Source organism: Massilia sp. Root418 (genome assembly GCF_001425265.1).
Taxonomy (GTDB): Bacteria; Pseudomonadota; Gammaproteobacteria; order Burkholderiales; family Burkholderiaceae_D; genus Rugamonas.
This window is the reverse complement of record NZ_LMEC01000020.1, coordinates 1,098,691-1,123,036: the sequence shown is the minus strand read 5'-3', so window position 1 is coordinate 1,123,036 and position 24,346 is coordinate 1,098,691. Positions and strand designations below refer to the sequence as shown.

Annotated in this window: 23 protein-coding genes; 11 read left to right on the top strand and 12 right to left on the bottom strand. The window is 66.4% G+C overall.

Annotated elements, in window-relative coordinates:
- Positions 1-82: 82 nt before the first annotated feature.
- Positions 83-445, top strand: a complete 363-nt coding sequence (locus ASC94_RS17315) for a cytochrome c family protein (protein WP_056398119.1) — start codon at positions 83-85, stop codon at positions 443-445.
- A gap of 6 nt (positions 446-451) precedes the next feature.
- On the opposite strand, the gene ASC94_RS17310 is transcribed toward ASC94_RS17315, so the two are convergent.
- From ASC94_RS17310 to ASC94_RS17280, 7 genes are all read right to left on the bottom strand, one after another.
- Positions 452-1,894, bottom strand: a complete 1,443-nt coding sequence (locus ASC94_RS17310; RefSeq protein ID WP_056397351.1) for a c-type cytochrome — start codon at positions 1,892-1,894, stop codon at positions 452-454.
- Positions 1,895-2,059: 165 nt separating this feature from the next.
- Positions 2,060-3,715 carry an Ig-like domain-containing protein gene (locus tag ASC94_RS17305; protein WP_056397348.1) on the bottom strand — a complete coding sequence of 552 codons (1,656 nt, stop codon included), beginning with the start codon at positions 3,713-3,715 and terminating at the stop codon, positions 2,060-2,062.
- 217 nt (positions 3,716-3,932) lie between these two features.
- A complete protein-coding gene (locus ASC94_RS17300; RefSeq protein ID WP_056397345.1) occupies positions 3,933-5,072 on the bottom strand; it encodes an ABC transporter ATP-binding protein in 1,140 nt (379 codons plus the stop codon).
- A gap of 10 nt (positions 5,073-5,082) precedes the next feature.
- The gene (locus ASC94_RS17295) at positions 5,083-5,961 is read right to left on the bottom strand and encodes a carbohydrate ABC transporter permease (RefSeq protein ID WP_056397342.1); all 879 of its coding nucleotides are present in this window, start codon (positions 5,959-5,961) and stop codon (positions 5,083-5,085) included.
- Positions 5,951-6,940, bottom strand: coding sequence for a carbohydrate ABC transporter permease (locus tag ASC94_RS17290; RefSeq protein ID WP_082616601.1), 990 nt, complete (start codon positions 6,938-6,940; stop codon positions 5,951-5,953). Before ASC94_RS17290 ends, ASC94_RS17295 begins: the two co-directional genes overlap by 11 nt.
- Before the next feature lie 161 nt (positions 6,941-7,101).
- Positions 7,102-8,358, bottom strand: a complete 1,257-nt coding sequence (locus tag ASC94_RS17285; protein ID WP_157201482.1) for an ABC transporter substrate-binding protein — start codon at positions 8,356-8,358, stop codon at positions 7,102-7,104.
- A 29-nt stretch (positions 8,359-8,387) separates the two neighbouring features.
- The gene (locus ASC94_RS17280; RefSeq protein WP_307718840.1) at positions 8,388-9,656 is read right to left on the bottom strand and encodes a carbohydrate porin; all 1,269 of its coding nucleotides are present in this window, start codon (positions 9,654-9,656) and stop codon (positions 8,388-8,390) included.
- A gap of 327 nt (positions 9,657-9,983) precedes the next feature.
- Here ASC94_RS17280 and ASC94_RS17275 point away from each other — a divergent pair, with 327 nt between their 5' ends.
- From ASC94_RS17275 to ASC94_RS17245, 7 genes are all read left to right on the top strand, one after another.
- The gene (locus tag ASC94_RS17275; protein ID WP_082616600.1) at positions 9,984-11,258 is read left to right on the top strand and encodes an ABC transporter substrate-binding protein; all 1,275 of its coding nucleotides are present in this window, start codon (positions 9,984-9,986) and stop codon (positions 11,256-11,258) included.
- Positions 11,259-11,262: 4 nt separating this feature from the next.
- Positions 11,263-11,976 (top strand): response regulator, encoded by a 714-nt coding sequence (locus ASC94_RS17270; RefSeq protein WP_307718846.1) that lies wholly within the window; start codon positions 11,263-11,265, stop codon positions 11,974-11,976.
- Positions 11,969-13,450 carry an ATP-binding protein gene (locus tag ASC94_RS17265; RefSeq protein WP_056397337.1) on the top strand — a complete coding sequence of 494 codons (1,482 nt, stop codon included), beginning with the start codon at positions 11,969-11,971 and terminating at the stop codon, positions 13,448-13,450. Before ASC94_RS17270 ends, ASC94_RS17265 begins: the two co-directional genes overlap by 8 nt.
- 21 nt (positions 13,451-13,471) lie before the next feature.
- Positions 13,472-14,533, top strand: a complete 1,062-nt coding sequence (locus tag ASC94_RS17260; protein ID WP_056397334.1) for a serine endopeptidase — start codon at positions 13,472-13,474, stop codon at positions 14,531-14,533.
- Positions 14,534-14,879: 346 nt separating this feature from the next.
- Positions 14,880-15,041 carry a hypothetical protein gene (locus ASC94_RS32705; protein WP_157201481.1) on the top strand — a complete coding sequence of 54 codons (162 nt, stop codon included), beginning with the start codon at positions 14,880-14,882 and terminating at the stop codon, positions 15,039-15,041.
- Positions 15,042-15,166: 125 nt separating this feature from the next.
- Positions 15,167-15,943, top strand: coding sequence for a GIN domain-containing protein (locus ASC94_RS17250; protein WP_056397328.1), 777 nt, complete (start codon positions 15,167-15,169; stop codon positions 15,941-15,943).
- 57 nt (positions 15,944-16,000) lie between these two features.
- On the top strand, positions 16,001-16,618 hold the full coding sequence (locus tag ASC94_RS17245) for a tetratricopeptide repeat protein (protein WP_056397325.1): 618 nt from the start codon (positions 16,001-16,003) through the stop codon (positions 16,616-16,618).
- 5 nt (positions 16,619-16,623) lie between these two features.
- On the opposite strand, the gene ASC94_RS17240 is transcribed toward ASC94_RS17245, so the two are convergent.
- The 5 genes from ASC94_RS17240 to ASC94_RS17220 form a co-directional block, all read right to left on the bottom strand.
- Complete coding sequence (locus ASC94_RS17240) at positions 16,624-17,148, bottom strand: cytochrome b/b6 domain-containing protein (RefSeq protein WP_056397322.1); 525 nt, start codon at positions 17,146-17,148, stop codon at positions 16,624-16,626.
- Entirely contained in the window at positions 17,135-17,407 is a 273-nt protein-coding gene (locus ASC94_RS17235) for a PepSY domain-containing protein (RefSeq protein ID WP_056398102.1), read from the bottom strand. The genes ASC94_RS17240 and ASC94_RS17235 overlap by 14 nt, the downstream gene beginning before the upstream one ends.
- Before the next feature lie 26 nt (positions 17,408-17,433).
- A complete protein-coding gene (locus ASC94_RS17230) occupies positions 17,434-18,117 on the bottom strand; it encodes a Fe2+-dependent dioxygenase (protein ID WP_056397319.1) in 684 nt (227 codons plus the stop codon).
- Positions 18,111-19,298 carry an alpha-hydroxy acid oxidase gene (locus ASC94_RS17225; protein ID WP_056397316.1) on the bottom strand — a complete coding sequence of 396 codons (1,188 nt, stop codon included), beginning with the start codon at positions 19,296-19,298 and terminating at the stop codon, positions 18,111-18,113. Before ASC94_RS17225 ends, ASC94_RS17230 begins: the two co-directional genes overlap by 7 nt.
- A gap of 62 nt (positions 19,299-19,360) precedes the next feature.
- Positions 19,361-21,748 (bottom strand): TonB-dependent siderophore receptor, encoded by a 2,388-nt coding sequence (locus tag ASC94_RS17220; RefSeq protein WP_229417306.1) that lies wholly within the window; start codon positions 21,746-21,748, stop codon positions 19,361-19,363.
- Positions 21,749-21,945: 197 nt separating this feature from the next.
- Between ASC94_RS17220 and ASC94_RS17215 the strand changes: the two genes are divergently transcribed.
- The 3 genes from ASC94_RS17215 to secG all read left to right on the top strand — a co-directional run bounded on the left by ASC94_RS17215 (position 21,946) and on the right by secG (position 24,284).
- Entirely contained in the window at positions 21,946-22,923 is a 978-nt protein-coding gene (locus tag ASC94_RS17215) for an NAD(P)H-quinone oxidoreductase (RefSeq protein WP_056397313.1), read from the top strand.
- Between the two features lie 97 nt (positions 22,924-23,020).
- On the top strand, positions 23,021-23,782 hold the full coding sequence (gene tpiA / locus ASC94_RS17210) for a triose-phosphate isomerase (protein WP_082616599.1): 762 nt from the start codon (positions 23,021-23,023) through the stop codon (positions 23,780-23,782).
- 49 nt (positions 23,783-23,831) lie between these two features.
- Positions 23,832-24,284, top strand: a complete 453-nt coding sequence (gene secG, locus ASC94_RS17205) for a preprotein translocase subunit SecG (RefSeq protein ID WP_056397307.1) — start codon at positions 23,832-23,834, stop codon at positions 24,282-24,284.
- Positions 24,285-24,346: the final 62 nt, after the last annotated feature.

Here is a 24,346-nt window from a genome sequence, read left to right as displayed (position 1 = left end):
TATGAAGTTTTGGACGCGGTGCTAGACTGCGGTCATCAATTGACGCGGAAGAGTTGCGATGTGGCGAGTGTTTTTATTGCTGATGCTGCCTGCGTTAGCGGCGGCGCAGGGGCGTGTGGCGGACGCGGGAGGCGTTGCGGGCGATCCGGTGGCGGGCAAGCGGGCGTTTGCGCGCTGCGCCTCGTGTCACCAGGTGGGTCCGTCGGCGCGCGGGGCGTTCGGGCCGCAGCTGAACGGCATCATTGGGCGCGAGGCGGGGGCGACGGCGGATTTCAAGTATTCGCCGGCCATGAAGCAGTCCGGCATCGTGTGGACTGAGGCCAGGCTGGCGGCATTCCTGAAGTCGCCCAGGAAGGTCGTCCCCGATAACCAGATGCGTTTCTGGGGGATCGGGGACGAGCAGCAGATCGCCAACCTGCTGGCGTATCTGCGCACGCTGCCGTAATGGCGGCTATTTGCCGGTGTAGGTGATGCGGTAGACGCGGCCGCCGTGGTCATCGGATACCAGCATGGAGCCATCGGCCAGCACGGCGATGTCGACCGGGCGGCCGACCACCTCGTCGCCGTCGCGCAGGAAGCCGTCGATGAAGGTGGTAGTGCTCACCACTTTGCTGTTGTATAGCGTGACCAGGCTGACCTTGTAGCCGATCTTGTTCTCGCGGTTCCAGGAGCCGTGTTCGGCGATGAACAGGTTGTTGCGGTACTGTTGCGGGAACTGGGTGCCGGTGTAGAAGGCCAAGCCCAGCGGCGCCACGTGCGGCCCCAGCTTGGCCACCGGCGCCACGTACTGCTCGCACGACTGCGCCTTGCCGAACTCGGGATCGGGCAGCACGCCGCCGTGGCAGTAGGGGAAGCCGAAGTGCAGGCCGGCTTTGGGCGCCACGTTCAGCTCGCACGACGGGGTATTGTCGCCCATCATGTCCGGGCCGTTATCGGTGAACCACATGTCCCTGGTCTGCGGATGCCAGGCGAAGCCGACCGTGTTGCGGATGCCGCGCGCATATTCCTCGAAGTTGCTGCCGTCCGCGTTCATGCGCCAGATCTTGGAATGGGGCTGGTCTTCCTTGTTGCAGGTGTTGCAGGGCGCGCCCACCGGCACATAGATCTTGCCGTCCGGGCCGGCCTTGATGAATTTCTCGCCGTGCCAGGTTTCTTTGGGCAGGTCGGCCTTCACTACTTTATAGGCAGGCTTGGCGGCGTAGCTGGCGTCGATGTTGTCGAAGCGGATGATGCGCGAGATTTCGGCCACGTACAGTGCGCCGTTCAGCAGCGTCACGCCGATCGGGTTTTGCAGGCCTTCGGCTATGGTCACCACTTTCTCGGCCACGCCATCCTTGTCCGCATCCACCAGCGCGTAGACCTTGCCGGCCTTGCGCGAGCCGACGTAGACCACGCCGCTGTCGGACACGGCCATCGAGCGCGCGGTCTCCACCTTGTCTGCGTAGACGGCGATGCGGAAGCCTTTCGGCAGCTTCATGCCGCTCAGGATGGCGGCGGACTTGTCGGCCGGTGCGGTTTTGGCGGCAGCGGATGCAGGGGCAGCCGAAGCGGCAGTGGGAGCGGCGGCGGACGCTGCCGTCCGCGGCTGCGCCACAAAGTCGGCCAGTTGCGCGATCTGCGCGGCGCTCAGGGTGGGCGACCATGCCGGCATGCCCTTGTCGGCCACGCCCTTGCTGATGACGGTGATCAGGTTGGCCTTGGTGGGGGCGCCGTGCAGCCACACCTGGTCGATCAGGCTGGGGCCGGTGGCGCCTTCCAGCTTCACGCCGTGGCAGGCGGCGCAATGCGCCTGGTACAGCTTTTCGCCGGCGTGGACGGCGGCATGGGCGGCAAAGGGGGCCAGCACGGACAGGCACAGCAGCCCGGCCAGGCGCAAACGTAAGGACTTGTTCATGGCAAGTAGGAATGTTGTTGAGGTTGATATAGATGCACGCGCATCATACCGCCATCCGGCGTGGCCGGCAGGGAACTTATTGGGGAGTTGTAGTGCCGCAGCGCTGTCCCTGGACGCCAGACGGCGCCCAGGCGCAGGGCGGGTGAGAGCGTAACCCGCCGCCGGTCAGGCGAAATGCGCGTGCTCGCCAGCGTGCACGTGTTGGCCGATGAGCTGAATCTCGTGCCCGTGCCCATGCTCGTGCGGCATTGCATGATCCACATCCAGCGAGGAGCCGGTGAATTCCGCGTTGGAGCTGGAGGACTGCACGATGATGCCGCTGTTATCCAGCGTGATCGTCACGTCGGCGAACTGGATGCGCTCGTCGCGCACCAGCAGGTCGCTGCCGCCGCCGGTGCCCGCCACGTCGGTCACCTTGTAGCCGTAGGCCGTCTTGCCCACCGTGTAGTTGGCGCGCACGCCGCTGTAGACCACGGTGTCGAAGCCGTCGCCGCCATCAATGTAGTTGTTGGCGACCAGTGCCTTAAGGCTGTCGTTGCCCGTGGTGCCGGTGACGTTGCGCGCACTCAGCACGGTGAAGTCCTTCGCCGCAGAGGCTGCCGACACGTTGCCTGCCGCGTCGGTCGCCTTGGCGGTGACGTGATAGCTGCCGTTGCCCACCGCCACCGGCGTGATGCTCCAGGTGCCGCTGGCCGTCGCGGTGCCCACGCCCATGCTGGTGGAACCGTTGAAAATCTCCACCTTGGCGCCGGCTTCCGCCACGCCGCTGAAGGTGGGATGGTTGCCGCTGGCGGCTGCGGTGCCGTCCTTGGTGAACACCAGCGTCGGCTGCGCAGGCGCGGCGGTGTCCTGCAGCGGCGCGGTGGCCAGGCTGACGGCAACGGTGGCGTCGCTGAAGCGTAGCTGTTCGATATTGCTCAGGGTGTCGCTGCCCTGCGCCCCCGTCACGTTCCAGGCGGTTGCGCTGAGCTGCTTGACGGTGTACGCGCTGCGCACGCCGTTGTAGACGGCGGTGTCGGTGCCCGCACCGCCGTTCAGCACGTCGTTGCCGAGGCCGCCTTCCAGCACATCGTTGGCGGCGGTGCCGGTCAGCGTGTCGGCCTGGCTGGTGCCGGTATAGTAGCGTCCGCCGCCGGTGGAATTGACGCCCAGCGCGCCGCCCAGGCCGTCGCCGCCGTACAGCCATTTCAGCGCGGCCACGTCGTATTCGCTGAAGGTGGAATGGATGCCGCCGCTGTGGGTGTAGGACATCAGCGTGTAGGCCGTGTTGTCGGTGGCGGCCGGCAAGCGGATGGTGCCGTCGAACGAGTGCTTCAGGCCCATGGCGTGGCCCAGTTCGTGCAGCAGCGTTTCGTAGCCCTGGGTGCCCGGCGTCAGGTTGGCGTTCATGCCTGCCCATTCGGCGTTGTCCAGGTAGACCCAGGTGGAGGCTGCGAATTTGGTAACGGTGTTGCTGCCGTCGTAGGAATAGCTGTAGCGCGAGCTGTCCTGGCCGGTGGTGCCGGAGCCGCTGATGTTGGCATTGGCGAAGTGCATCTGCGCGACATTGCCGTCGCCCGTTTCGGTGAACTTGATGCCGGTCAGCTGCGAAATATAGCTCAGCGCGCTGCGCGTTGCCGATTGCTGGGCGGCACTGAAGGTTTGCGGCGCGCTCAGGATGGAGCCGTTGCCGGATTCGAGACCGGCTGCCGTCGAGAAGGAATAGTAAAGATTATTGCCGCCGGAGGTAAGGTAATTCCAGTTCGGGAGATTGTTCAGAAGCGCGTCGATGTGGTTCAGGCCGGAAAGCGTGGTGCTCTTGACTTCAGTAACGGTTGCCATGTTGCGATGCCTTGGAGTAATCGGGCTGGTCAGTATTCCGATGCAAGCGACTCAGGTCAACAGGGGATTCAATCGTGCGCGGGGTGAGTGTGCACTCATTTTCTGATTGGCAATTTCATGCCGGGCAACAAGTCATTCAACTTTGAAAACGCCCGGCGGCGCGCAAAAAAAAGACCGGCGGATGCCGGTCAAAAGAGGGAGCAGCGGTAAGACAGAACTACTTGCCCAGGCGTTCCTCGGAGGCCGGGTCGAACAGGATGGCTTTCGACAGATCGAACGCCAGCGCGATGCGCGCGCCTGCTTCGGCGCCGGCGCGCGGGTGGGTGCGGCAGGTGGCGCGCACGCCGTTGAACCAGGCGAAGGCCAGCGTGTCCGGGCCTGTGGGCTCGGTCATCTCGATGGTGCACGCCACTTCCATGGGGTGGTAGCCTTCCGGCGTTTCCGCGCGGCGCGCGCTCAACGCGTCGGTCACGTGCTCGGGGCGGATGCCGAGGATGAGTTCGCGGTCCAGCCAGGCGCCGAAGTGGCCGGCGGCGGCATGGTTGGCCGGCAGCGGCAGCAGCGTGGTCGCGCCGTTGTGTTCCAGTGCAAAGGCCACCCCGGCGCCGTGCCGCGCCAGCTTCCCGCGCAGGAAGTTCATCGACGGCGAGCCGATGAAACCGGCCACGTACAGGTTGTCCGGCTGGTCGTAGATCTCCTGTGGGCTGCCGAACTGCTGCACCACGCCGTCGCGCATCACCGCGATGCGGTCGCCCAGGGTCATGGCTTCGATCTGGTCGTGCGTCACGTAGACGATGGTGGCGCCCAGGCGCTGGTGCAGCAGCTTGATTTCGGCGCGCATTTCCACGCGCAGCTTGGCGTCCAGGTTGGACAGCGGTTCGTCGAACAGGAACAGCGAGGGATCGCGCGCAATGGCGCGCCCCATGGCCACGCGCTGGCGCTGGCCGCCGGACAGCATGGCCGGCTTGCGGTCCAGCAAGTGGGTCATCTGCAGCGTTTCGGCCACGCGGTTGACGATCACCTCCTGCTCGGCCTTCGGCACCTTGCGGATGCCCAGGCCGAAGGAGATGTTTTCGCGCACCGTCATGGTGGGGTACAGCGCATAGGACTGGAACACCATCGCGATGTCGCGCTCCTTGGGCGGGACTTTGTTCACCACGCGTTCGCCGATGCGGATCTCGCCCTGCGAGATGTTCTCCAGCCCGGCGATCATGTTGAGCAGGGTGGACTTGCCGCAGCCCGAGCCGCCCACCAGGATCAGGAACTGGCCGTCCTCGATCTCCAGGTCGATGCCCTTGAGGATTTCGGCGCCGTTCGGATACACCTTGCGCACATTGCGGATAGATAAGCTTGCCATGAGAGTCTCCTTAACCTTTGACGGCGCCGGCGGTGAGGCCGCGCACGAAGTATTTGCCTGCGACCAGGTAGATCAGCAGTGTCGGCAGCGCGGCAATGATGGCCGCCGCCATGTTCACGTTGTATTCGGTCACGCCGGTGGAGGTGTTGACCAGGTTGTTCAGCGCCACTGTCACCGGCTGCGCGTCCGAGCCGCCGAACACCACGCCGAACAGGAAGTCGTTCCAGATCTGCGTGAACTGCCAGATGAAGCACACCATGAAGATCGGCAGCGACAGCGGGAAGATGATGCGGCGGTAGATCATGAAGAAGCCGGCGCCGTCGATGCGGGCGGCGTTCACCAGTTCATCCGGCACCGTCACGTAGTAGTTGCGGAAGAACAGCGTGGTGAAGGCGATGCCGTAGATGATGTGCACCACGACCAAGCCGCTGGTGGTGTTGGCCAGTTCGGCCATGCCCAGCAGGCGCGCCATCGGCAGGATCACTACCTGGAAGGGAATGAAGCAGCCCACCATCAGCGCGGTGAACACCACGTTGTGGCCCGGGAAGCGCCAGTGCGCCAGCACGTAGCCGTTCAGCGATCCGATCAGGCTGGAGACCAGCACGGCCGGTATCGCCATCCGCACCGAGTTCCAGAAGTAGGGCGCCAGGCCTTCGCAGCGTACGCCGGTGCAGGCCTGCGACCAGGCCTTGGCCCAGGCGGCGGTGGTGGGGGCCGTGGGGAAGTCGAGCAGGTTGCCGGCGCGGATCTGGTCCAGCGTCTTCACAGACGTGGTCAGCATCACGTACAGCGGGGCCAGGTAGTACAGCGCCACCAGCACCAGCAAGGCGTACAGCATCACGCGGCCGGCCGTGATGCGGCCGCCGTCTTGGTTCAAATCAGCGGCCATGGCGCGCTCCTTTCGTTTCCAGGTACATCAGCGGCACCAGCACGGCCAGCACGGTGGCCAGCATCATCATGGCCGAGGCGGCGCCCAGTCCCAGCTGGCCGCGCGTAAACGAGAACTGGTACATGAAAATGGCCGGCACGTCGGACGAGGTGCCCGGGCCGCCGGCGGTCAATGCCATCACCAGGTCGAAGCTCTTGATGGCGATGTGGGCCAGCACCAGCAGCACGCTGAAGAAGACCGGGCGCAGCGAGGGGATCACGATGCGGCGGTAGATGGTCGGCAGGCTGGCGCCGTCCACCTGCGCGGCCTTGATGATGCTGTCGTCCACGCTGCGCAGGCCGGCCAGGAACAGCGCCATGACGAAGCCGGAGGACTGCCACACGCCGGCGATGACGACGGTGTAGATGGCCATGTCGGAGTTCACCAGCCAGTCGAAGGTGAAGTTGGTGTAGCCCCAGTCGTGCATCATCTTTTCCAGGCCCAGGCCGGGGTTGAGGATCCACTTCCAGGCCGCGCCGGTGACGATGAAGGACAGCGCCATCGGGTACAGGTAGATGGCGCGCAGCGCGCCTTCGTGACGGATGCGCTGGTCCAGCAGGATGGCCATGGTCAGGCCGATGGCGAGGCAGAACAGGATGAACAGGCCGCCGAAGATGCCGAGGTTGCTGGCCGAAACCCACCAGCGTTCGATCTCGAACAGGCGCTCGTACTGGCCGAAGCCGGCGTACTCGAAATTGGGCATCATGCGCGACTCGGTCAGCGACAGCCAGGCGGTCAGGCCGATGAAGCCGTAGACAAAGACCAGCGAGGCGATGATGGTGGGGGACAGGACCAGGCGCGGCAGCCAGGCGTCGGCCAGGGCGCCGAAGCGGCTGGCGGCGCGGGGAGGTTTGGCGTTGCTGTCGTTGGCGGCGGCGGGCTTGGTGGCGGCCTTGGGCGCCGGCGGAGGCGGAACGGAATAAAGCGGTGTGGCGGACATGGTGCAGGGTTCTCCAATGCTTGAGGCGGAAACCGTAGGGCGCGCCGGGCGGGGCGTGTAACCCGCCGAGGCATGCGTTGCGGCGGCGCTTGGCGGGTTACGGCTGGCGCCTAACCCGCCCTACGGTGTCACCGAGGGGTACGGTGCCTCGGTACTGCGTGTTACATGGTCTTGGCTGCCTTGGCCAGCGCTTGCGCGGCGGCTTGCGGCGTCATGGCGGAGTTCATGAACTTGGCGATCACGTCCTGGATGGCGCCGGCCTTGGCGCTGTCGACGGCCATGCCGTGCGCCAGCGACGGCACCAGCGCGTTGCTCTTGCTGGTGGCGGCCAGCTCGTCCATCGACTTGGTGGCGCAGCTGTCGAACTTGGCGCGCGAGACGCCTGCGCGGACCGGGATCGAACCCTTGTTCAGGTTGAACACTTCCTGGAACTCGGGGCTCATCACGGCGTTGGCCAGGGTCAGCTGGGCCTTCTGGTCGTCCGCGCTTTTCACCTTGAACATGGCCAGCGAATCGATATTGAAGGTGAAGGCCTTGTCCGTGCCCGGCGCCGCCAGGCACAGGAAGTCCTTGCCGGGCACCTTGCCGGCGGCGGTGAATTCGCCCTTGGCCCAGTCGCCCATGAACTGCATGCCGGCCTTGCCGTTGATGACCATGGCGGTGGCCAGGTTCCAGTCGCGGCCCGCCGCGTCCTTGTCGATATAGGTCTTGATGCGGGCCAGCGTTTCAAAGGCCTTGATCATGGTGGGGCTGGTCAGGCTGGCCTGGTCCAGCTGCACCAGGGCCTTCTTGTAGAAGTCCGCGCCGCCCACGCCCAGCACCACGGACTCGAACACGGTGGCGTCCTGCCACGGCTGGCCGCCGTGGGCCACGGCCACCAGGCCGGCTTTCTTGATCTTGTCTGCCGCGTCGAAGAACTCGTCGAAGTTGCTGGGCGCCTTGGCGCCGGCCTTGGCCAGCACGGCCGGGTTCACGTACAGCCAGTTCACGCGGTGCACGTTGACCGGCACCGCCACGAAGTGGCCCTTGTACTTCATCACGTTGGTCACCACGGGCGGCAGCAGGGTTTCCCACTTGCCTTCGGCGGCGGCCGCGTCGATGTTGGCCAGCGTGCCTTCCTGGCCCCATTCCTGGATCGACGGGCCCTTGATCTGGGCGGCGGTGGGGGCGCTGCCAGCGATCACGCGCGCCTTCAGTGCGGTCATGGCGTTCTCGCCGCCGCCGCCGGCCACGGCGAAGTCTTTCCACGCCACGCCTTTCGATTCCATGATCTTTTTCAGTTCGGCGGCGGATTTCGCTTCGCCGCCGGAAGTCCAGTAATGCAGCACTTCCACTTGCGGCGCGGCGTTGGCGGAAGCGGCAGCGGTGGCGGCCAGTGCGAGCGCGGCGATGGCCAGCGGTTTCAGGTTCAGTTTCATAGTGTCTCCTTTAATTTGTCGAAAAGTGCTTACCACCAGGCTTCCATGTGGATGCCGTAGGAAACGCCGCTGGTATCGCTGCCGTACACCGCGCCGGAATTGTTGAATGCGTTGACCGCCTTGCCGGCCGCCTCGTTCCATTTGCCGTAGCTGACGAAGAAGCGCAGCTCGGGACGCGCCCAGTAGTCGCGCGCCAGGCTGATGGTGGGCGCGATGGTCAGCTTGGTCAGGCGCTGGGTGCCCGGCGTCTTGTCGGACTTCAGCTGGGTCACGCCCAGTTCGGCCTGCAGCTTGAAGTTCTCGGCGAAGGCGTACACGGGGCGGGTGCCCACGGTGGTCCAGGTGGTGGCGCCATCCTTGCCGTTCTTGTCGCGCTGGTACAGGGCCACGAACTCCATGCTGAAGTCGCGCGTCGGCTGGATCACGATGTCGTCGAACACGCGCAACCGGGTGTAGTCGGAGCCGAGCAGGGTGCTGCCCGACGGGCCGATGCGCGCGCAGCACGGACCGTTGATGCCGGTGCCCGGGCCCACGCCGTACTGCACGCCGAAGGTGTTGCCGCCGCCGAGGACCTTGGCCTGGCGGTGGAACACCGACATCTGCCAGCCGTCGTGGGTGGTCTTGTCCTGGCCCTGCGCCGAGATGAAGGAGGCGGCAAAGTCCAGCGTGCCGTTGCTGTTGACCGGCAGGCCTTCGTAGACGATGTTCTGGCGCAGCGCGGACGGCGAGTCGATCACCCTGCCGGTGGCCGGGTCGGTGGTGTTGAAGTCGTTGTCTTTGAAGACGGCGTAGCTGATCTTGCCCGCGCCCAGGGGATAGCCGTCGATGCCACCGCCGGTGCCGTTCATGTTGATGTACTGCATATCCAGCATGTGGATGTCGGGACGGTAGTAGTGGCGCTTGCCGACCCAGACGATGCCGCCGTTCATGAAGGGCAGGTTTTTCGCTTCGATGTAAGCCTTGGACACGCCCAGCTTGGCGTCGCCGAAGTCGGAGCTGTTTTTGTAGGCGTCGGCCCAGAAGGTGCCGACAAACGTGGCCCCGTTGGCGGCCTTGGCCAGTTGCTGGGTGTAGCCCAGCTCCGTGAAGCTGTCGCACTCGTTGCCGAGGCGGTAGGCCATGGTAATGCCGCCCAGGCCGTAGCAGCTCTGGGTGCCGCCGTGGTTGCTGGTGCCGCCGCCGGCGCGCACATAGCCGTGGAAGCCTTCGGGTTCATGGTCGCCCGCCATGGCGGCGCCGCAGGACAGGGCCAGGGCAATGGCGGCGGGCAGGGAACGGCGGATGAATCGGTTCATCATAGGGGTGGTCTCCGGTATAAAATTGTTATGTGTTTTGCTACCGGAACGGACAGTAGCATCGGCCGGAATGTGATTCCAGCAAGCGGGGATGGGAGCTGATGTGGAGACTTAAGTGGCTGATTTTTAAGGAAAACAGCCCCGCCGAGCCGTGGCGGGCGCTAACATAACTTTACAAAGCCCCAGCATGCTGCGCCGCAGCAGCTGCAACATTTCGCAATAAATCCATACGCTTTCTTGCAAAATGCTTTGCATCCTTACCATCGTTTCAAGAATGCTTTGGGTTATAGTCTGTGCACACAAAATGCCATCCCAGAATGGCTGGACAAGATGACGGAGACGACTCGCCACACACTGCGTTTTGCCGCGTGCCTGCTATTGAGCGTGGCAGGCTACGCCGCGTCCGGCGCGGCGCGCGGGGAGGCCTTGCAGGTGCTGCACTGGTGGAAGTCCGCCAGCGAGCGCAAGGCGGTGGACCTGATCGCCGCGCGCCTGGCCAGCGAGGCCGACATCGGCTGGCGCGACAGCATGGTGCCCAGCGGCTCGGGCGCCGGCGCCGGCATCGTGCTGCGCAGCCGCATGCTGGCCAAGGACGCACCGGAAGTGGCGCAGGTGAACGGCATCGTGATCCGCGACTGGGCCCGTCTCGACCTGCTGCTGGACCTGGACGCGGTGGCCGCCGCCGGCAAGTGGGACAAGCAGCTGCTGCCCACCGTGGCCGAGGCCATCAAGTCGGACGGCCATGTGTACGCGGCGCCGGTCGGCATCCACCGCATGAATACCCTGTTCTACAACCGCAAGCTGCTGGCGCGCCTGAACCTGGCGGTGCCGGACAACTGGACCCAGTTCGAGCAGGCCGCCGTGAAGCTGCACCAGGCCGGCATCGTGCCGCTGGCGCAGAGCAGCGAACCGTGGCAGGTGACCACGCTGTTTGAAGCGCTGGTGCTGTCCGAGGGCGCGGAATTCCACCGCGAGCTGTTCCAGCGCCGCCACGCCGCCGCCTACACCGACCCGCGCCTGGCCAGCGCCTTGCAGCGCCTGCGCAGCCTGAAAAAGTGGATGGGCAGCCCGATCGCGGAACGCAGCTGGGACGAGGGCGTGCGCGAGCTGGCCGAAGGGCGCGCCGCCTTCATGGTGATGGGCGACTGGGCCAAGGGCGAGCTGGTGTCGCGCGGGCTGACGGTGGAGGAGGGTTTCGGCTGCGCAGCCGTGCCGGGCACCGCCAACTACCACCTGTACAACATCGACACCATGGGCATGCTGGCCACGCGCGAATCGCACCGCCCCGCGCAGGAAAAGCTGGCGGCGCTTATCATGTCGCCCGCGCTGCAGAACGACTACAACCAGATCAAGGGCTCGATCCCGGTGCTGCGCAATCCCGTGCTGGCCAAGATGGACGTGTGCGCGCGCGCCTCGTGGAAGCTGTTTACCAGCGGGCCGGAGGCGCTGGTGCCCAGCCTGGTGCACCGCATGGCCACCGAGGAGATCGTGCGCGACGCCATCGTGGCCGAGGTGCACCGCTACTTCCTGGACGATAATGTGAGTGTGGCCGACACCCAGCGCAGGCTGGGCACCATCGCCCGCACGTTTACCAAAACAAGATGAATCTATCATGCGCAAGATCCTGATCGTCGACGACGACCAAAAAACGCGGACCCTGCTGAAGACCTACCTGGAGAAGAACCAGTACGACGTCGGCCTGGCCCACGACGGCCAGACCTTCCTGGCCGAATTCAACCGCTACGCCGACGAGCTGTCGCTGGTGATCCTGGACGTGATGCTGCCGGACACGGACGGCTTCGCGCTGTGCAAGGCCGTGCGCAGCCGCTCCAATGTGCCCATCATCATGCTCACCGCCAGCTCGGACGAGACCGACCGCGTGGTGGGCCTGGAGCTGGGCGCGGACGACTACGTGTCCAAGCCCTACAGCCCGCGCGAGCTGCTGGCGCGCATCAAGGCCATCCACCGCCGCACCGGCATGGGCAACGAATCGGCGCCGCGCTACTACCGCTTCGTGGGCTTCACGCTGGACACCGTGGCGCGCACCGTCACCAACGCGGCCGGCGAGATCGTGCCGCTGACGGGGCTGGACTTCCAGCTGCTGAAATATTTCGTCGAGCACGCAGGCGACATCCTGGACCGCAGCGCGCTGTGCGAGGGCACGCGCGGGCGCGACTCCGGTCCGCTGGACCGTTTCCTGGACGTGCAGATCAGCCGCCTGCGCCTGCGCCTGAACGACGGCGGGCGCAATCCGCTGCTGATCAAGACCGTGCGCGGCGCCGGCTACGTGTTCTCGGCCGACGTCACCGCGTCCAATGCGTAGTAGCGGCAGCAGCACCGGCGCGGGCTGGCTGCAGCGGGTGCTTCCGCAGTCCCTGCTGGGCCGCCTGACGCTGGTGATGATGATAGGCGTGCTGCTCACCCAGCTGGTGGGCAACATCATCTGGGCCGCGCAGCGGCGCGCCGAAGCGCTCAGCGAAACCGGCACGGCCGCGCAGCACCTGGCCCACAGCGCGGCCAGCGCGGTGCGCTTTTTCCTCAGCCTGCCGCCGAATTACCGGCCCCTCATCATCCAGCAGTTCCGCGAAATGGGCGGCACCCGCTTCCTGGTCAACATCAACCAGGCGCCGGTGCAGGTGCGGGCCATCGCCGGCCAGGAACTGGCGGATGCCGCGCTCAAGCAGGTGCGCGCCACGCTCAAGGAGGACTTGCCGAACATGGCGGACGTGCGGCTGGCCTTCGCCTGGCCCGAGAAGCTGCCGGTGGGCGACGACGGCGCCACCATCGCGGACCTGCCGGACACCTGGGTGCAGCACATCCTGCTGACCAAGCCGGCGCCGGTGCTGCTGATCCAGGTGGAGATGGACCCCGGCCACTGGCTCTACCTGGCCACGCTGATGCCCAACCCCTACTTCCTAGAAACCGGCAACCCGCTCACACGCGACCGCCTGCTGCTGCAGGCGCTGTCGCTGGCGGCGGTGCTGCTGCTGTCCATCATGGTGGTGCGCTGGATCACCCGGCCGCTGGCGGCGCTGTCGGAGGCGGCCACCGCCTTCGGCAAGGGTGGCAACGCGCCCGCGCTGCCGGAAACGGGCAGCCGCGAGTTCGTCAACACCGCGCGCGCCTTCGAGGCCATGCGCCAGCGCATCCAGCGCTACATCGAGGACCGCGAGCGCCTGTTCGTGTCCATCTCGCACGACCTGCGCACGCCCATCATGCGGCTCAAGCTGCGCACCGAACTGCTGGACGACGAGGACATGCAGAGCGAATTCCACGACGACCTCGATGAGCTGGACATGATGGTCAAGGGCGCGCTGCAAACCGTGAAGGACAGCGACATCCACGAGAACCCCACCGAGGTGCGGCTCGATGCGCTGCTGGGCCGCATGGTGCGCGACGCGCAGCTGGCCGGGCACGCGGTGTCCTTCAGCGCCTCCGGCCTGAGCGTGGCGGCCAAGCCGCTGGCGCTCAAGCGCGCCATCGGCAATTTGCTCAACAACGCGCTGCACTACGGGCGCCAGGTGGAGCTGGCGGTGCGCGAGCAGGCCGGCAATATCGAAATCGAGGTGCGCGACCACGGCCCGGGCGTGCCGGAGGAGGCGCTGCCCGGCCTGTTCGAGCCCTATGTGCGGCTGGAGCATGGCCGCAACCAGAACAACAGCGGCATGGGGCTGGGCCTGGGCATTGCGCGTGGTATCGTGCAGGCGCACGGCGGCGAACTGCTGCTGGCCAATGCCCCCGGTGGCGGCTTCCGCGCCACCATCGTGCTGCCGGGCGGCGCTTTCGTGCCGCTTTGACCCGTTGAAAGGAAGGCTGACATGAGCAAGTCCCTGCGGTTGTCCGAGAAATGGTTCCAGCGCGGCCTGTGGCTGGTGGCGCTGGCCTTCGCGGGATTTCTGATTGGCCTGGGCGGCCAGGTGGTCGACAATCTCGGCACCGTGGAGCGGCCGCTGGCGCTGGAGCAGTTCATGGACCCGCAGCGCAGCGCACAGCTGAAGGGTGCGCTGGCGCAGCAGGAACAGCGTCAGACCGAGGCCGGCGCCGCGCTGCAGCAGGCGCGCCAGAAGCACCAGGTGGCGGTCGCCAACAGCCACTCGGCGCGCGAGACCTTTGACAACTGGCTGGCCACCCGCAGCGTGACGGCGCGCTCCGAGCAGGACCCCGAAGTCATCAAGCGCACCCGCGAGCTGGACGCGCTGGCGGCTGCCGAGCGCCAGGCGCTGGCGCTAGTGGAGGCCCAGGAACAGGCGCACCTGGACGCCAGCCAGGCCACCGAGCAGGCGCAGCGCCAGTGGGCCGGCCTGGAACTGGCCGCGCGCGGCCCGTACGAGGCGGCAGTGCGTGCGCAGGAGCTGCGCGTGTTCGGCTACCGCCTGCTGCTCACGCTGCCGCTGCTGGTGCTGGCGGGCTGGCTGTTCAAGACCCGCCGCAAGGGCAAGTACTGGCCCTTCGTGTGGGGCTTCATCATTTTCGCCGGCTTCGCCTTCTTCGTCGAGCTGGTGCCCTACCTGCCCAGCTACGGCGGCTACGTGCGCTACATCGTCGGCATCGCGCTCACGGTGCTGGTCGGGCGCCAGGCCATCGTCTCGCTGCAGCGTTACCTGGACAAGCAAAAGGCCGCCGAGGCGCTGTCGGACCGGCAGCGCCGTGAAACGCTGCAATACGACGTGGCGCTGGCGCGGCTGGCCAAGGGCGTGTGCCCCGGCTGCGAGCGCAAGGTGGACCTGAAAGACCCGGCCATCGACTTCTGCCCGCACTGCGGCATCGGCCTGTACGACCACTGCGGCCAATGCAGCACCCGCAAAAACGCCTTCAGCCGCTTCTGCCACGCCTGCGGCACCCCCGCCCAAGCCGCGCAGGAAGTTGAGTTGGATCAGTAGATACCCGCCGCTCTGCCGCTATGCTTGCGGAGGGAGGGCATATGGCTGGAAAGCGGAGAGCGAGACTAAAGCGGGCCGCAGGCAAGCGAACTGAGCACGACAAGGCCGCAGGCCTGAAGATAGGGGAATTCTCGTCGCACGTCATCGGTGGCGCTGCAATGTGCTCTGTCTTGTTGCTGGTCAGCGCAGGGGTATCCGTTCTGGTTCGGCTGCTCGCACTGCTCACAGCGGAGAAGGAGCTTCTGCAGTTCGCGCATGCCATGCACCTGTTTCTGCTTTGGAGCGATGGATCCCTGTTCGTCTGGTGGGTGCTATAGTCAATCGTGAGACGAGTGAGGGAGTGGCGATGATCCACGACTGGCGAGCATTTTGGGATGGTTTTAAGGAAGGCTTCGTCAAAGGCATGAAAGAGACGCCGCGCGGCTACTTCCTGCCTGTCATTTTGCTGTGGCAGTTCCTTCGCAGTCAATTCTCCGCGCTCTGGCGCAAATTCCCCCTCAAAATGTAATCCAGTCCACGTTTTTTGCAGTTCGTCGCAATTCCCGCCGGGGCGGGTAGGGCTTGGGTATAGTGTTGGAATACCGATAATGTGCGGCCAGTCGAGATACGGCCGCCGCCCCGAGGATTCCCGACATGACCATTTCCGCCCGTTTCCTGTACCACTTCGGCCTGCTGCTGGCCGCCATCGGCCTGATACTGCCCGCCGCTCATGGCGCCGACGAGATCGTGACCGAAACCCGCGCCATCGATGCGCGCGTGGTGCGGGTCAAGCTGGACGGGGTGATCGACCTCAAGCTGCGACGAGGGGACACGCCTTCGCTCACCGTCACTGCGGACAAGCGCTACATCAGCAAGATCACCACTGCCCAGTCGGGCGACACGCTGCACCTGGACTCGGACATGCACGGCTTCAAGCTCAAGCGCTCAACACTGCGCGCCGAGTTGGTGCTGCCCAATCTGCGCCAGGTGGTGTCGGACGGGGTGGGCGCCACCGAGGTGACCGGCTTCAGCGGCGACGACATCGAGCTGACCCTGGAGGGCGCCGGCAGCATGAAGGTGGTGTGTGACTACCGCACCATGCGGGTCAGCCTGGGCGGCGTGGGCAGCATGCACGTGTGGGCCAGCGAGAACGATAGCGTGGAGCTGGACCTGCAGGGCGCCGGCTACGTCACCATCGGCGGGCGCAGCAAGCTGCTGAAGGCCACGCTGGGCGGCCTGGGCGGCCTGAACGCGCAGCAGTTCCAGGCCGATAGCGTCAACCTCGAATTGAGCGGCCTGGGCAACGCCACCGTGACCGCGCGCGACAGCGCGACCTTGAATCTCAGCGGCCTGGGGTCGGTCACAGTCTTCGGCAAGCCGGCCAACCGCAACGTGAGCGTGGACGGGCTCGGCAAGGTCAGCTGGAAATAAATGGTGCCGCGCGGGAGCGCGGTAATAAGAGACACAAGTACCCATTTCTTGAGCAACATGAAAAAACTACTACAAGTGATAATCGCGATCGGCTTCGCGCTTGGCGTCCAAAACGCTGCGTGGGCAGGCTTCGCGGAAGGGGCCACGGCCTACAACAACCGCAACTACACCCTGGCGTACAAGGAGATCGAGCCGCTGGCGCGCGCCGGCAACAAGGACGCCGAGCATTTGCTGGGCCTGATGTATTACATGGGCCGCGGCGTGCCGCAGGACTACAAGCAGGCGCTGAACTGGCACCGCAAGGCGGCCATGAAGGGCAAGGCCGACGCGCAGTACGTGGTGGGCGCCATGTACTACACCGGCAATGCCGTGATCCAGGACCACAAGCAGGCCGTGGTCTGGTTCCGCAAGGCGGCCGAGCAGGGCCACCCGGACGCGCAGCAAACCCTGGGGCTGATGTACCGTTATCACATCGGCGGCATGCCGCAGGATAATGTGCTGGCTTACATGCTGTGGAACCTGGCGGCAGCGGGCGGCTCGGCCAATGCCGCCGAGCAGCGCGCGGCCGTGGTCAAGAAGATGACGCCGGAACAGATCGAGGAAGGGCAGGCGCTGTCGGCCGGCTGGAAGGTCGGCACGCCATTGCCGAAGCAGTCGCGCACCGGCGGCGGCTAAGTGGCTTAGTCGGGCGCCTTGTCGCCGCTTAGCATGGCGGCGACCAGGTTTTCGCGGTGCTTCCAGCTGGTGAACGCCACGCCGGCCAGGTGGGCCGCGATCAGCGCCACCAGCAGCCACGCCAGGCTTTCATGGATCAGCACCGGCCAGGCGTAGCCCCACAGCAGGTCGGTGGTGGTGAGCCAGCCGCTGAAGGCCACCAGCGCCACGCAGGACAGCAGCGCCACCACCATCCATCCGCCCAGCGGATTGTGGCCCAGGTAGCGCGGCGCGGTGCCGGCCAGGACCTGGCGCAGGTAAGCCAGCGTGGGCTGCACGCCCAGCACGAACTCGGCAAAGCGCGCATGCCGGCTGCCGGCAAAGTTCCACAGCAGGCGCGCAGTCACGGCCGCCGCCGCGGCGTAGCCAATGTATTCATGCAGCGGCCCGGTCTGGCCGCTGGTATACCACGCTGCCGCGATGCTGGCCACCAGCAGCCAGTGCAGCAAACGGACCGGCAGGTCCCAGATCCTGACCTTATTCTTCAACACGGGCGAACGTCACCGGATCGAAGAAGGCTTCCACGCGCTTGCCTTTCGGGTCCTTGGCGTAGACTTCGTAGCAGGAATTGGTGGCTTCCATGCGGCGGATCTGCCAGCCTTCCTTGGTCAGCTTCTGCGCCAGTTCCTCGTGCGGCTTCCATTCGGACTTGGGCTTGGTGGTGCATTTCACGTCGCCGTGGGCCGAGGCGGCGCCGGCGGACAGGGCCAGCAGCAGGGGCAGGGCGATGCGGAAGAGTTGCTTGTTCATGGCGTTTTCCTTGAGTAGGGTTGGAATCAGGTGATGGCCCAGCGGCGCAGCAGATTGTGGTAAATCCCGGTCAACTTTACCAGTTCGCGCTGGTGTTCCGCCAGCGCGGGCGTGAGGCGCTGGATGGCCTGGTCCAGGTCGAACAGCATGCTGCGCTCGCCGTCGTCGCCCACCAGGCTTTCGATCCAGAAGAAGGAGGCCAGGCGCGCGCCCGACGTCACCGGCGTCACGCGGTGCAGGCTGGACGAGGGGTACAGCACCAGGCTGCCCGCCTCCAGCTTGACTTCCTGCACGCCGAATTCGGTCTCGATTTCGAGCTCGCCGCCTTCGTATTCGTCCGGCTCGGCCAGGAACAGCGTGGCCGACAGGTCGCTGCGCAGGCTCTGGCCGCTGCCGGGCAGCTGCATCACGGCGCTGTCCACGTGGGCGCCGTAGTTGCCGCCGCCTTCGTAGCGGTTGAACTTGGGCGGGTAGATCTTGCGCGGCAGCGCGGCCGACACGAACAGCGGGTTGGCGGCCAGGCTGCGCAGGATGTGCTGGCCGAGGCTGACGGCCGGCTCGGCGCTGTCGTCCAGTTGCAGGTTGTGCTTGACGCGGCGCGCCTGGCTGCCGCCGGTGGCGGCGCCGTCCTGCCATTCCGCGCGGTCCAGCCAGGCGCGGAACTGCGCTACTTCGTCCTTGCTCAGGACATCGTCTATCGTAATCAGCATAATGGTCTCGCGGGGGTGAGGGCGGCCGGGGTGATCTGCGCCAGCGTGGCGCAGCCGGCCAGGGCCATGCACACTTCCAGTTCTTCGCGCAGCAGCTTGAGCATGTGAGCCACGCCCAGCGCACCGGCCACGCTTAGTGCGTACAGCTGCAGGCGGCCGATGGCCACCGCGTTCGCGCCCAGCGCCAGGGCTTTGAACACGTCGGCGCCGCAGCGGATGCCGCCGTCGAACAGCAGCGGAAAGCGGGTGTCCGGCGCGGAGGACGGCTCGGCGCCCGGTGCGCCGCCGGCTGCGGCGTCCAGCGCGGCGCGGATGGCGGGCAGCGCGTCCAGGCTGGCCGGTGCGCCGTCCAGGCTGCGCCCGCCGTGGTTGGACACCACGATGCCGGCCACGCCTGCCGCGCGCAGGGCCAGCGCGTCGTCCGGATGCAGCACGCCCTTCACCCACACCGGCAGCGCCGATTGCGCCAGCAGCCAGGCCAGGTCGTCCCAGACCGGGGCGTGGCGCATGACGCCCTGGAAGATGCGGCTGCCGTCATCGCCTGGCGCGGCGGCCGGCGCGCCGGGGTAGGCCAGCAGATTGGCCGGCACGCACTCGGGCGGCATCTGGAACTGCAGGTCCAGCGCGCCCATGCTGGCCACCTGGATCGGCGCGTCCAGCGTGACCACGATGGCGCCGTAGCCTGCGGCCTCGGCGCGGCGCAGCAAGTCCAGCGTGGCGCCGCGTTCGGGCTGGAAGTAGAGCTGGAACCAGCGCTGCGGACCGGCCGCGCTGGCCATCTCTTCCAGCGTGCAGGAGGCCAGCGTGCTGGCGATCAGGCAGGTGTCGGTGGCGTGCGCGGCGCGCGCGGTGTCCATCTCTCCGCCGGCGTGCACCAGCTTGTGGAAGGCCACCGGCGCCAGCATCAGCGGATGGGCAAAGGTTTCCCCGCGCAGCGTGGCGCGGGTGTGGCCGGCGCGCACGTCGCGCAGCAGGCGCGGCGTGATGGACCAGCGCTCGAAGGCGGCGCGGTTGGCCGCCGTGGTCAGGCCGTGCCCGCTGCCGCCGGCTACGTAGGCGAAGCTGGGCGCGGCGATGGCGCGCTGTGCCAGCGCTTCGTAGTCGTGCGCGCAGCGGATGCCCGGCGGGATGCGGGGCGGGGGCGCAGCGGCGGCAGCGGCGGCAGTGGCGGAGGTTGTCATGGAATGAAAAATGCCGGGTTGGACCCGGCATTGTACCTAATGCTCCGTGGCTCCGGGCGTGGTTACAGTTCGTAGTTCATGGTCAGGCGCACGGCGCGCGCGTCACCCTTGTACAGGAAGGAACCGGAACGGTAGACGGCAGTGTAGTAGTCCTTGTTGCTGGCGTTCAGCACGTTCAGGCGCAGGTCGAAGCGGCGGCTGAAGCGGTAGCTGGCGAACACGTCGTACACGGTGAACGATGGCACAGGCTGCGAGCACACGCCGTTGGCGATGCCGGCGCCGGTGTCCGGCAGGCCGCCGCAGCGGTCGCCCTCGTGGCGCGCGGTGCCGCCGAAGGAGAAGGCGTCGGTGGCCTGGTACTTCAGCTGGGCCGAATAGGTCTGCTTGGCGAAGTTGCTCAGCGGGTTGCCCAGGTTGGCCACGTTGGACGATGCCAGGACTTTCGAGGTCATCAGGGCGCCGCCGACCTGGCCGGACAGCTTCTCGGTGAAGTTGCCCACCAGGCCGAACTCGATGCCGCGCACGCGGTTTTCACCGGTGTTGAAAGTGCCCACGGTGTCGTAGTTGGCGCCTTCCATCACGTCCTTCTTGGTGGTCTGGAACAGCGCGGCGGTAGCCAGCAGCTTGTGGTCGAACAGGTCCCACTTGGTGCCCAGTTCCAGGTTGATCGAGGTTTCCGGCTTGGCGCCGGCGATGTTGCCGTTGTACAGGACTGCGCCGCCGTAGCCGCTGGCGGTGCCCGAGTCGGCTTCGCCGCCGTTGATGTCCTGCGCCGATGCGGCGCTGGCGTAGACGATGGCGTCCTTGGCTACCTTGTAGCTCAGGCCGAAGTGGCCGTTGACCAGGGTGTCGTTGAAGCTGTAGTCGCCGGTCTGGGTGGCCGTGGTGGCGGTCACGTTGCGGCGCACCAGGCCCAGGTCGAAGTGGTCGGCGCGCACGCCGCCGAAGGCGGTGAACTTGTCGGTCAGGTCCACCGTGTCCATGGCGCTCAGGGCGGTGGTTTTCACTTGCCAGTCCTGGTTCCAGTTCAGGCGTTGGATGTTGCGGGTGGCCAGGCGCGACAGGTCGGCCACCGGCGTGCCGTTGGGGTTGGTGAAGCAGAACGCGTTGTTGGCGCCGATGGCCGGGGTGGGCGGCGTGGCGGCCAGATTCGCGCTGCGGCAGTTGAAGCCGCTGTTGTTCAGCGCGAAGGCGCCCGATTCCACTTTGTGGTCGGTGTATTCCAGGCCGAAGATGAACTCATGCTTCATGCCGCCGATCTGCTTGTCCCAGCGCAGGTTGCTCTGGTGGGCGAAGTAGTCCACTTCCTGCCAGCCGGTGTGGCCGTTGTCCAGCGTGGAGGTGGTGTAGGGCGCGCCGGTGACGCCGTTGTAGCGCGTGCCGGACGAGGCGCCGGTGGTGATGTAGGCGTTGCTGGCGGTGCCGTAGCGGGTCAGGCTGGTGAGTTTCAGCGCGGGCGCCAGCTTCCAGTTCACGCGTGCGGTGAAGGTGTCGATCTGCGACTTGAGGAAGTCGTCGGCCTGGGCGTACACGGGCACATTGGGCGCCGGGGTGCGGTTCGGCGCGGTGCCGACCAGGTAGCCGCCCAGGTCGGGCATCTTGTCGCGGGTGTGCAGGCCGTAGTAGTCCAGCGTGACCGACAGGTCCTTGCTCGCTTCGTACAGGCCGGACAGGGCCACGCCCTGGCGGCGGCGGCTCGACGGCGCGCGGTCCGGCACGTCTTCCTTGGAGTCCAGCAGGTTGGCGCGCAGCGCGAAGTTCTCGCCGAAGCCCTTGTTGATGTCGGCCGAGGCGCGGTGGTGCGCGTCGCTGCCGACGGCGCCCGAGACGCGGGTGAAATCGTGGTCCAGCGTGGCTTGCTTGGTGATGGCGTTGATGGCGCCGCCGGCGGTGCCGCGGCCTGCGAACGAGGAGTTCGGGCCCTTGGAGATTTCCAGCTGCTCGATGGCGAAGCTTTCGCGGGTGCTCATGCCGGGATCGCGCAGGCCGTCGACAAACACGTCGCTGCGGGCTTCCTGGCCACGGATGATGTAGCGGTCGCCGAAGGCGTTGCCGTTTTCGCCGGTGCCCAGGGTGATGCCGGGCTGCGCGCCCAGGATCTGTTTCAGGTCGGTCAGGCCGGAGTCGTCGATAGCGGCCTTGGTCACCACCGAGATGGTTTGCGGCGTTTCCGCGATAGGGCGGGTGTGGCGGCTGTCGGCCGAGGTCTTGGCCTTGTAGGCGGCGCCTTGCTCGGCGTTCGGGTTCGGGTCCAGGCGCTTGCCCAGCACCACCACGTCCGGCAGCTGCTGCTCGGGCTTGGCGGCGGTGGCGGCGTCGGCGGCACCAGCCGCCAGCGGCAGCAGCATGGCGGTCGAGATGCCCATGGCCAGGCTGGTCTTTTTCATGGCGCCGAAGGCGCTGTCTTGATCGAGGCGGATGCTCTTAGGCTTGCGGATAGGCTGGCTCAAAATGTTTCCTTGGGAATGTGTGAATTTGTTTAGTGCAAAACGAGGTTGCTAAAAGTATAGTTACCATTGGGAATAAAGTAAATAAGAATCGATCTCATTATTACTTCGACTATCATCCCGCCCGGCAGCCCTTGCCGGGCCACTGCGGCGCTGTCGCGTCTGGCGTACAATCGCCGTTTTACCGAGAGAGGGCAGTCATGCGTGCGATAGAAATCTCCCAGCCCGGCCCGGCCGACGTGCTGCGCCTGTGCGAGCGTCCGGTTCCCGGATTCAAGGCGGGCGAGGTGCTGATCAAGGTGCATGCGGCCGGCATCAACCGCCCGGACGTGTTCCAGCGCCTCGGCAGCTACGCGCCGCCGCCGGGTGCCTCCGACCTGCCGGGCCTGGAAGTGGCCGGCGAGATCGTCGACGGCGACCTGGCCGGCAGCCGCTTCAGCAAGGGCGACATGGTGTGCGCGCTGGCGCAGGGCGGCGGTTACGCGGAATACTGCACCGCGCCGGTGGAGCAATGCCTGCCCGTGCCCAAGGGCCTGTCCATGCTGGAGGCGGCCTCGCTGCCGGAAACCTTCTTTACCGTGTGGAGCAATGTGTTCGACCGCGCCCACCTGATGCAGGGCGAAACCCTGCTGGTGCAGGGTGGCACGTCAGGCATCGGCGTGACGGCCATCCAGCTGGCGGCCGCCATGGGCCACCGCGTATTCGCCACTGCCGGCAGCGACGAGAAGGCGCGCATCTGCGAACAGCTGGGCGCCGCGCGCGGCATCAACTACAAGACCGAGGATTTCGCCGGCCTGGTCAAGGAGCTGACGGACGGGAAGGGCGTGGACGTGATCCTGGACATGGTGGGCGGCGACTACCTGCCGCGCGAAATCAGCTGCCTGGCCGACGACGGCCGCATCGCTGTCATCGCGCTGCTGGGCGGCGCCAAGGCCACGCTGGACCTGGGCCAGGTGCTGCGCCGCCGCCTCACCGTCACCGGCTCCACCTTGCGCCCGCGCCCGGTGGCGTTCAAGGCGCGGATCGCGGCCCAGCTGCGCGCGCGCGTCTGGCCGCTGCTGGAGTCGGGCGCCATCAAGCCGGTGATCCACCAGGTGTTTCCGCTGGAGCAGGCCGCCGCCGCGCATGCGCTCATGGAAAGCAGCACGCACGTGGGCAAAATCATGCTGCAAGTGTGAGCGGTTCAACAATGTTCCCGCCACACTGTGGCGGCGCTGGTTTGACCCCGGTTTGCGGCTCGCGTTAAAATAGCGGGTTATTGAACTTTAGGCTACTATGCGACGCAAACTCGTCATCGGAAATTGGAAAATGAACGGCAGCCGCGACAGCAACGCTGCGCTGCTGTCCGGTATTACGGCTGGCGTTGCGGCTGCGTCCGCGGCCGGGCAGGCTGAATGCGCCGTGTGCGCGCCGGCGCCTTACCTGGCACAATGCCAGGCCGCGCTGGCCGGCACGCCGGTCGCGTGGGGCGGGCAGGATGTATCGGCCTATGCCGCAGGCGCCTATACCGGCGAGGTGGCGGCGTCCATGCTGGCCGACTTCGGCTGCCGCTACGTGATCGTGGGCCACTCGGAGCGCCGCGCTTATCACCACGAAAGCAATGAGCTGGTGGCGCAGAAGGCCCTGGCCGCGCTGACCGCCGGCCTGACCCCGGTGGTGTGCGTGGGCGAGACCCTGGCTGAACGCGAAGCAGGGCGCACCACGGTCGTGGTGTGCGCGCAGCTGCAGGCCGTGCTGGACGTGCTGGACACGGCGGCCGTGGGCAAGATCGTGCTGGCTTACGAGCCGGTGTGGGCGATCGGCACCGGCAAGACCGCCACGCCCGCCATGGCGCAGGAAGTGCACGCGCAGTTGCGCAAGCAGGTCGCCACGCGCGACGCGGGTGTCGCGGCTGGCGTGCAGATCCTGTACGGCGGCAGCATGAAGCCCGAGAATGCGAAAGAATTGCTGGCGCAGCCGGATATCGACGGCGGCCTGATCGGCGGCGCGGCACTGAAGGCGGCGGATTTCCTAGCCATCGTGCGCGCGGCAGAATAACCGGCAATGCGGATTTAACTGAAATACCACCAACTGGAAATGGAATAGCATGAACACTTTGCACAACCTCATCGTCGTCGTCCAGGTGCTGTCGGCGCTGGCCATCATCGCCCTGGTGCTGCTGCAGCACGGCAAGGGCGCCGACATGGGCGCCGCCTTCGGTTCGGGCGCTTCGGGCAGCCTGTTCGGCGCCAGCGGCTCGTCGAACTTCATGTCGAAGTCGACCGCCGTAGCGGCAGCCGTCTTCTTCGGCGCCACGCTGGCGCTGGCCTCGATGGCCAGCAACCGCGGCGTCAGCAGCAGCGGCGGCGGCGTGATGGACAAGATCACCGCCCCGGCACCGACCAAGGGCACGGCAGCGATTCCTGCTGCAGTGCCATCGGCCCCGGCCGCACCAAGCGCCGCTGAAGCCGCGGCAGCCGCAGGCGTGCCTGCTGCTGCGCCTGCTCCGGCGGCTCCTGCAGCATCGGCGCCGGCGCCTGCGCCTGCTCCGCAAAAGTAATACCTGATATTCCCGGGGGCGAGGATGTCCCCGATACTCTAGGGATTCAGTCAAGCTTTACC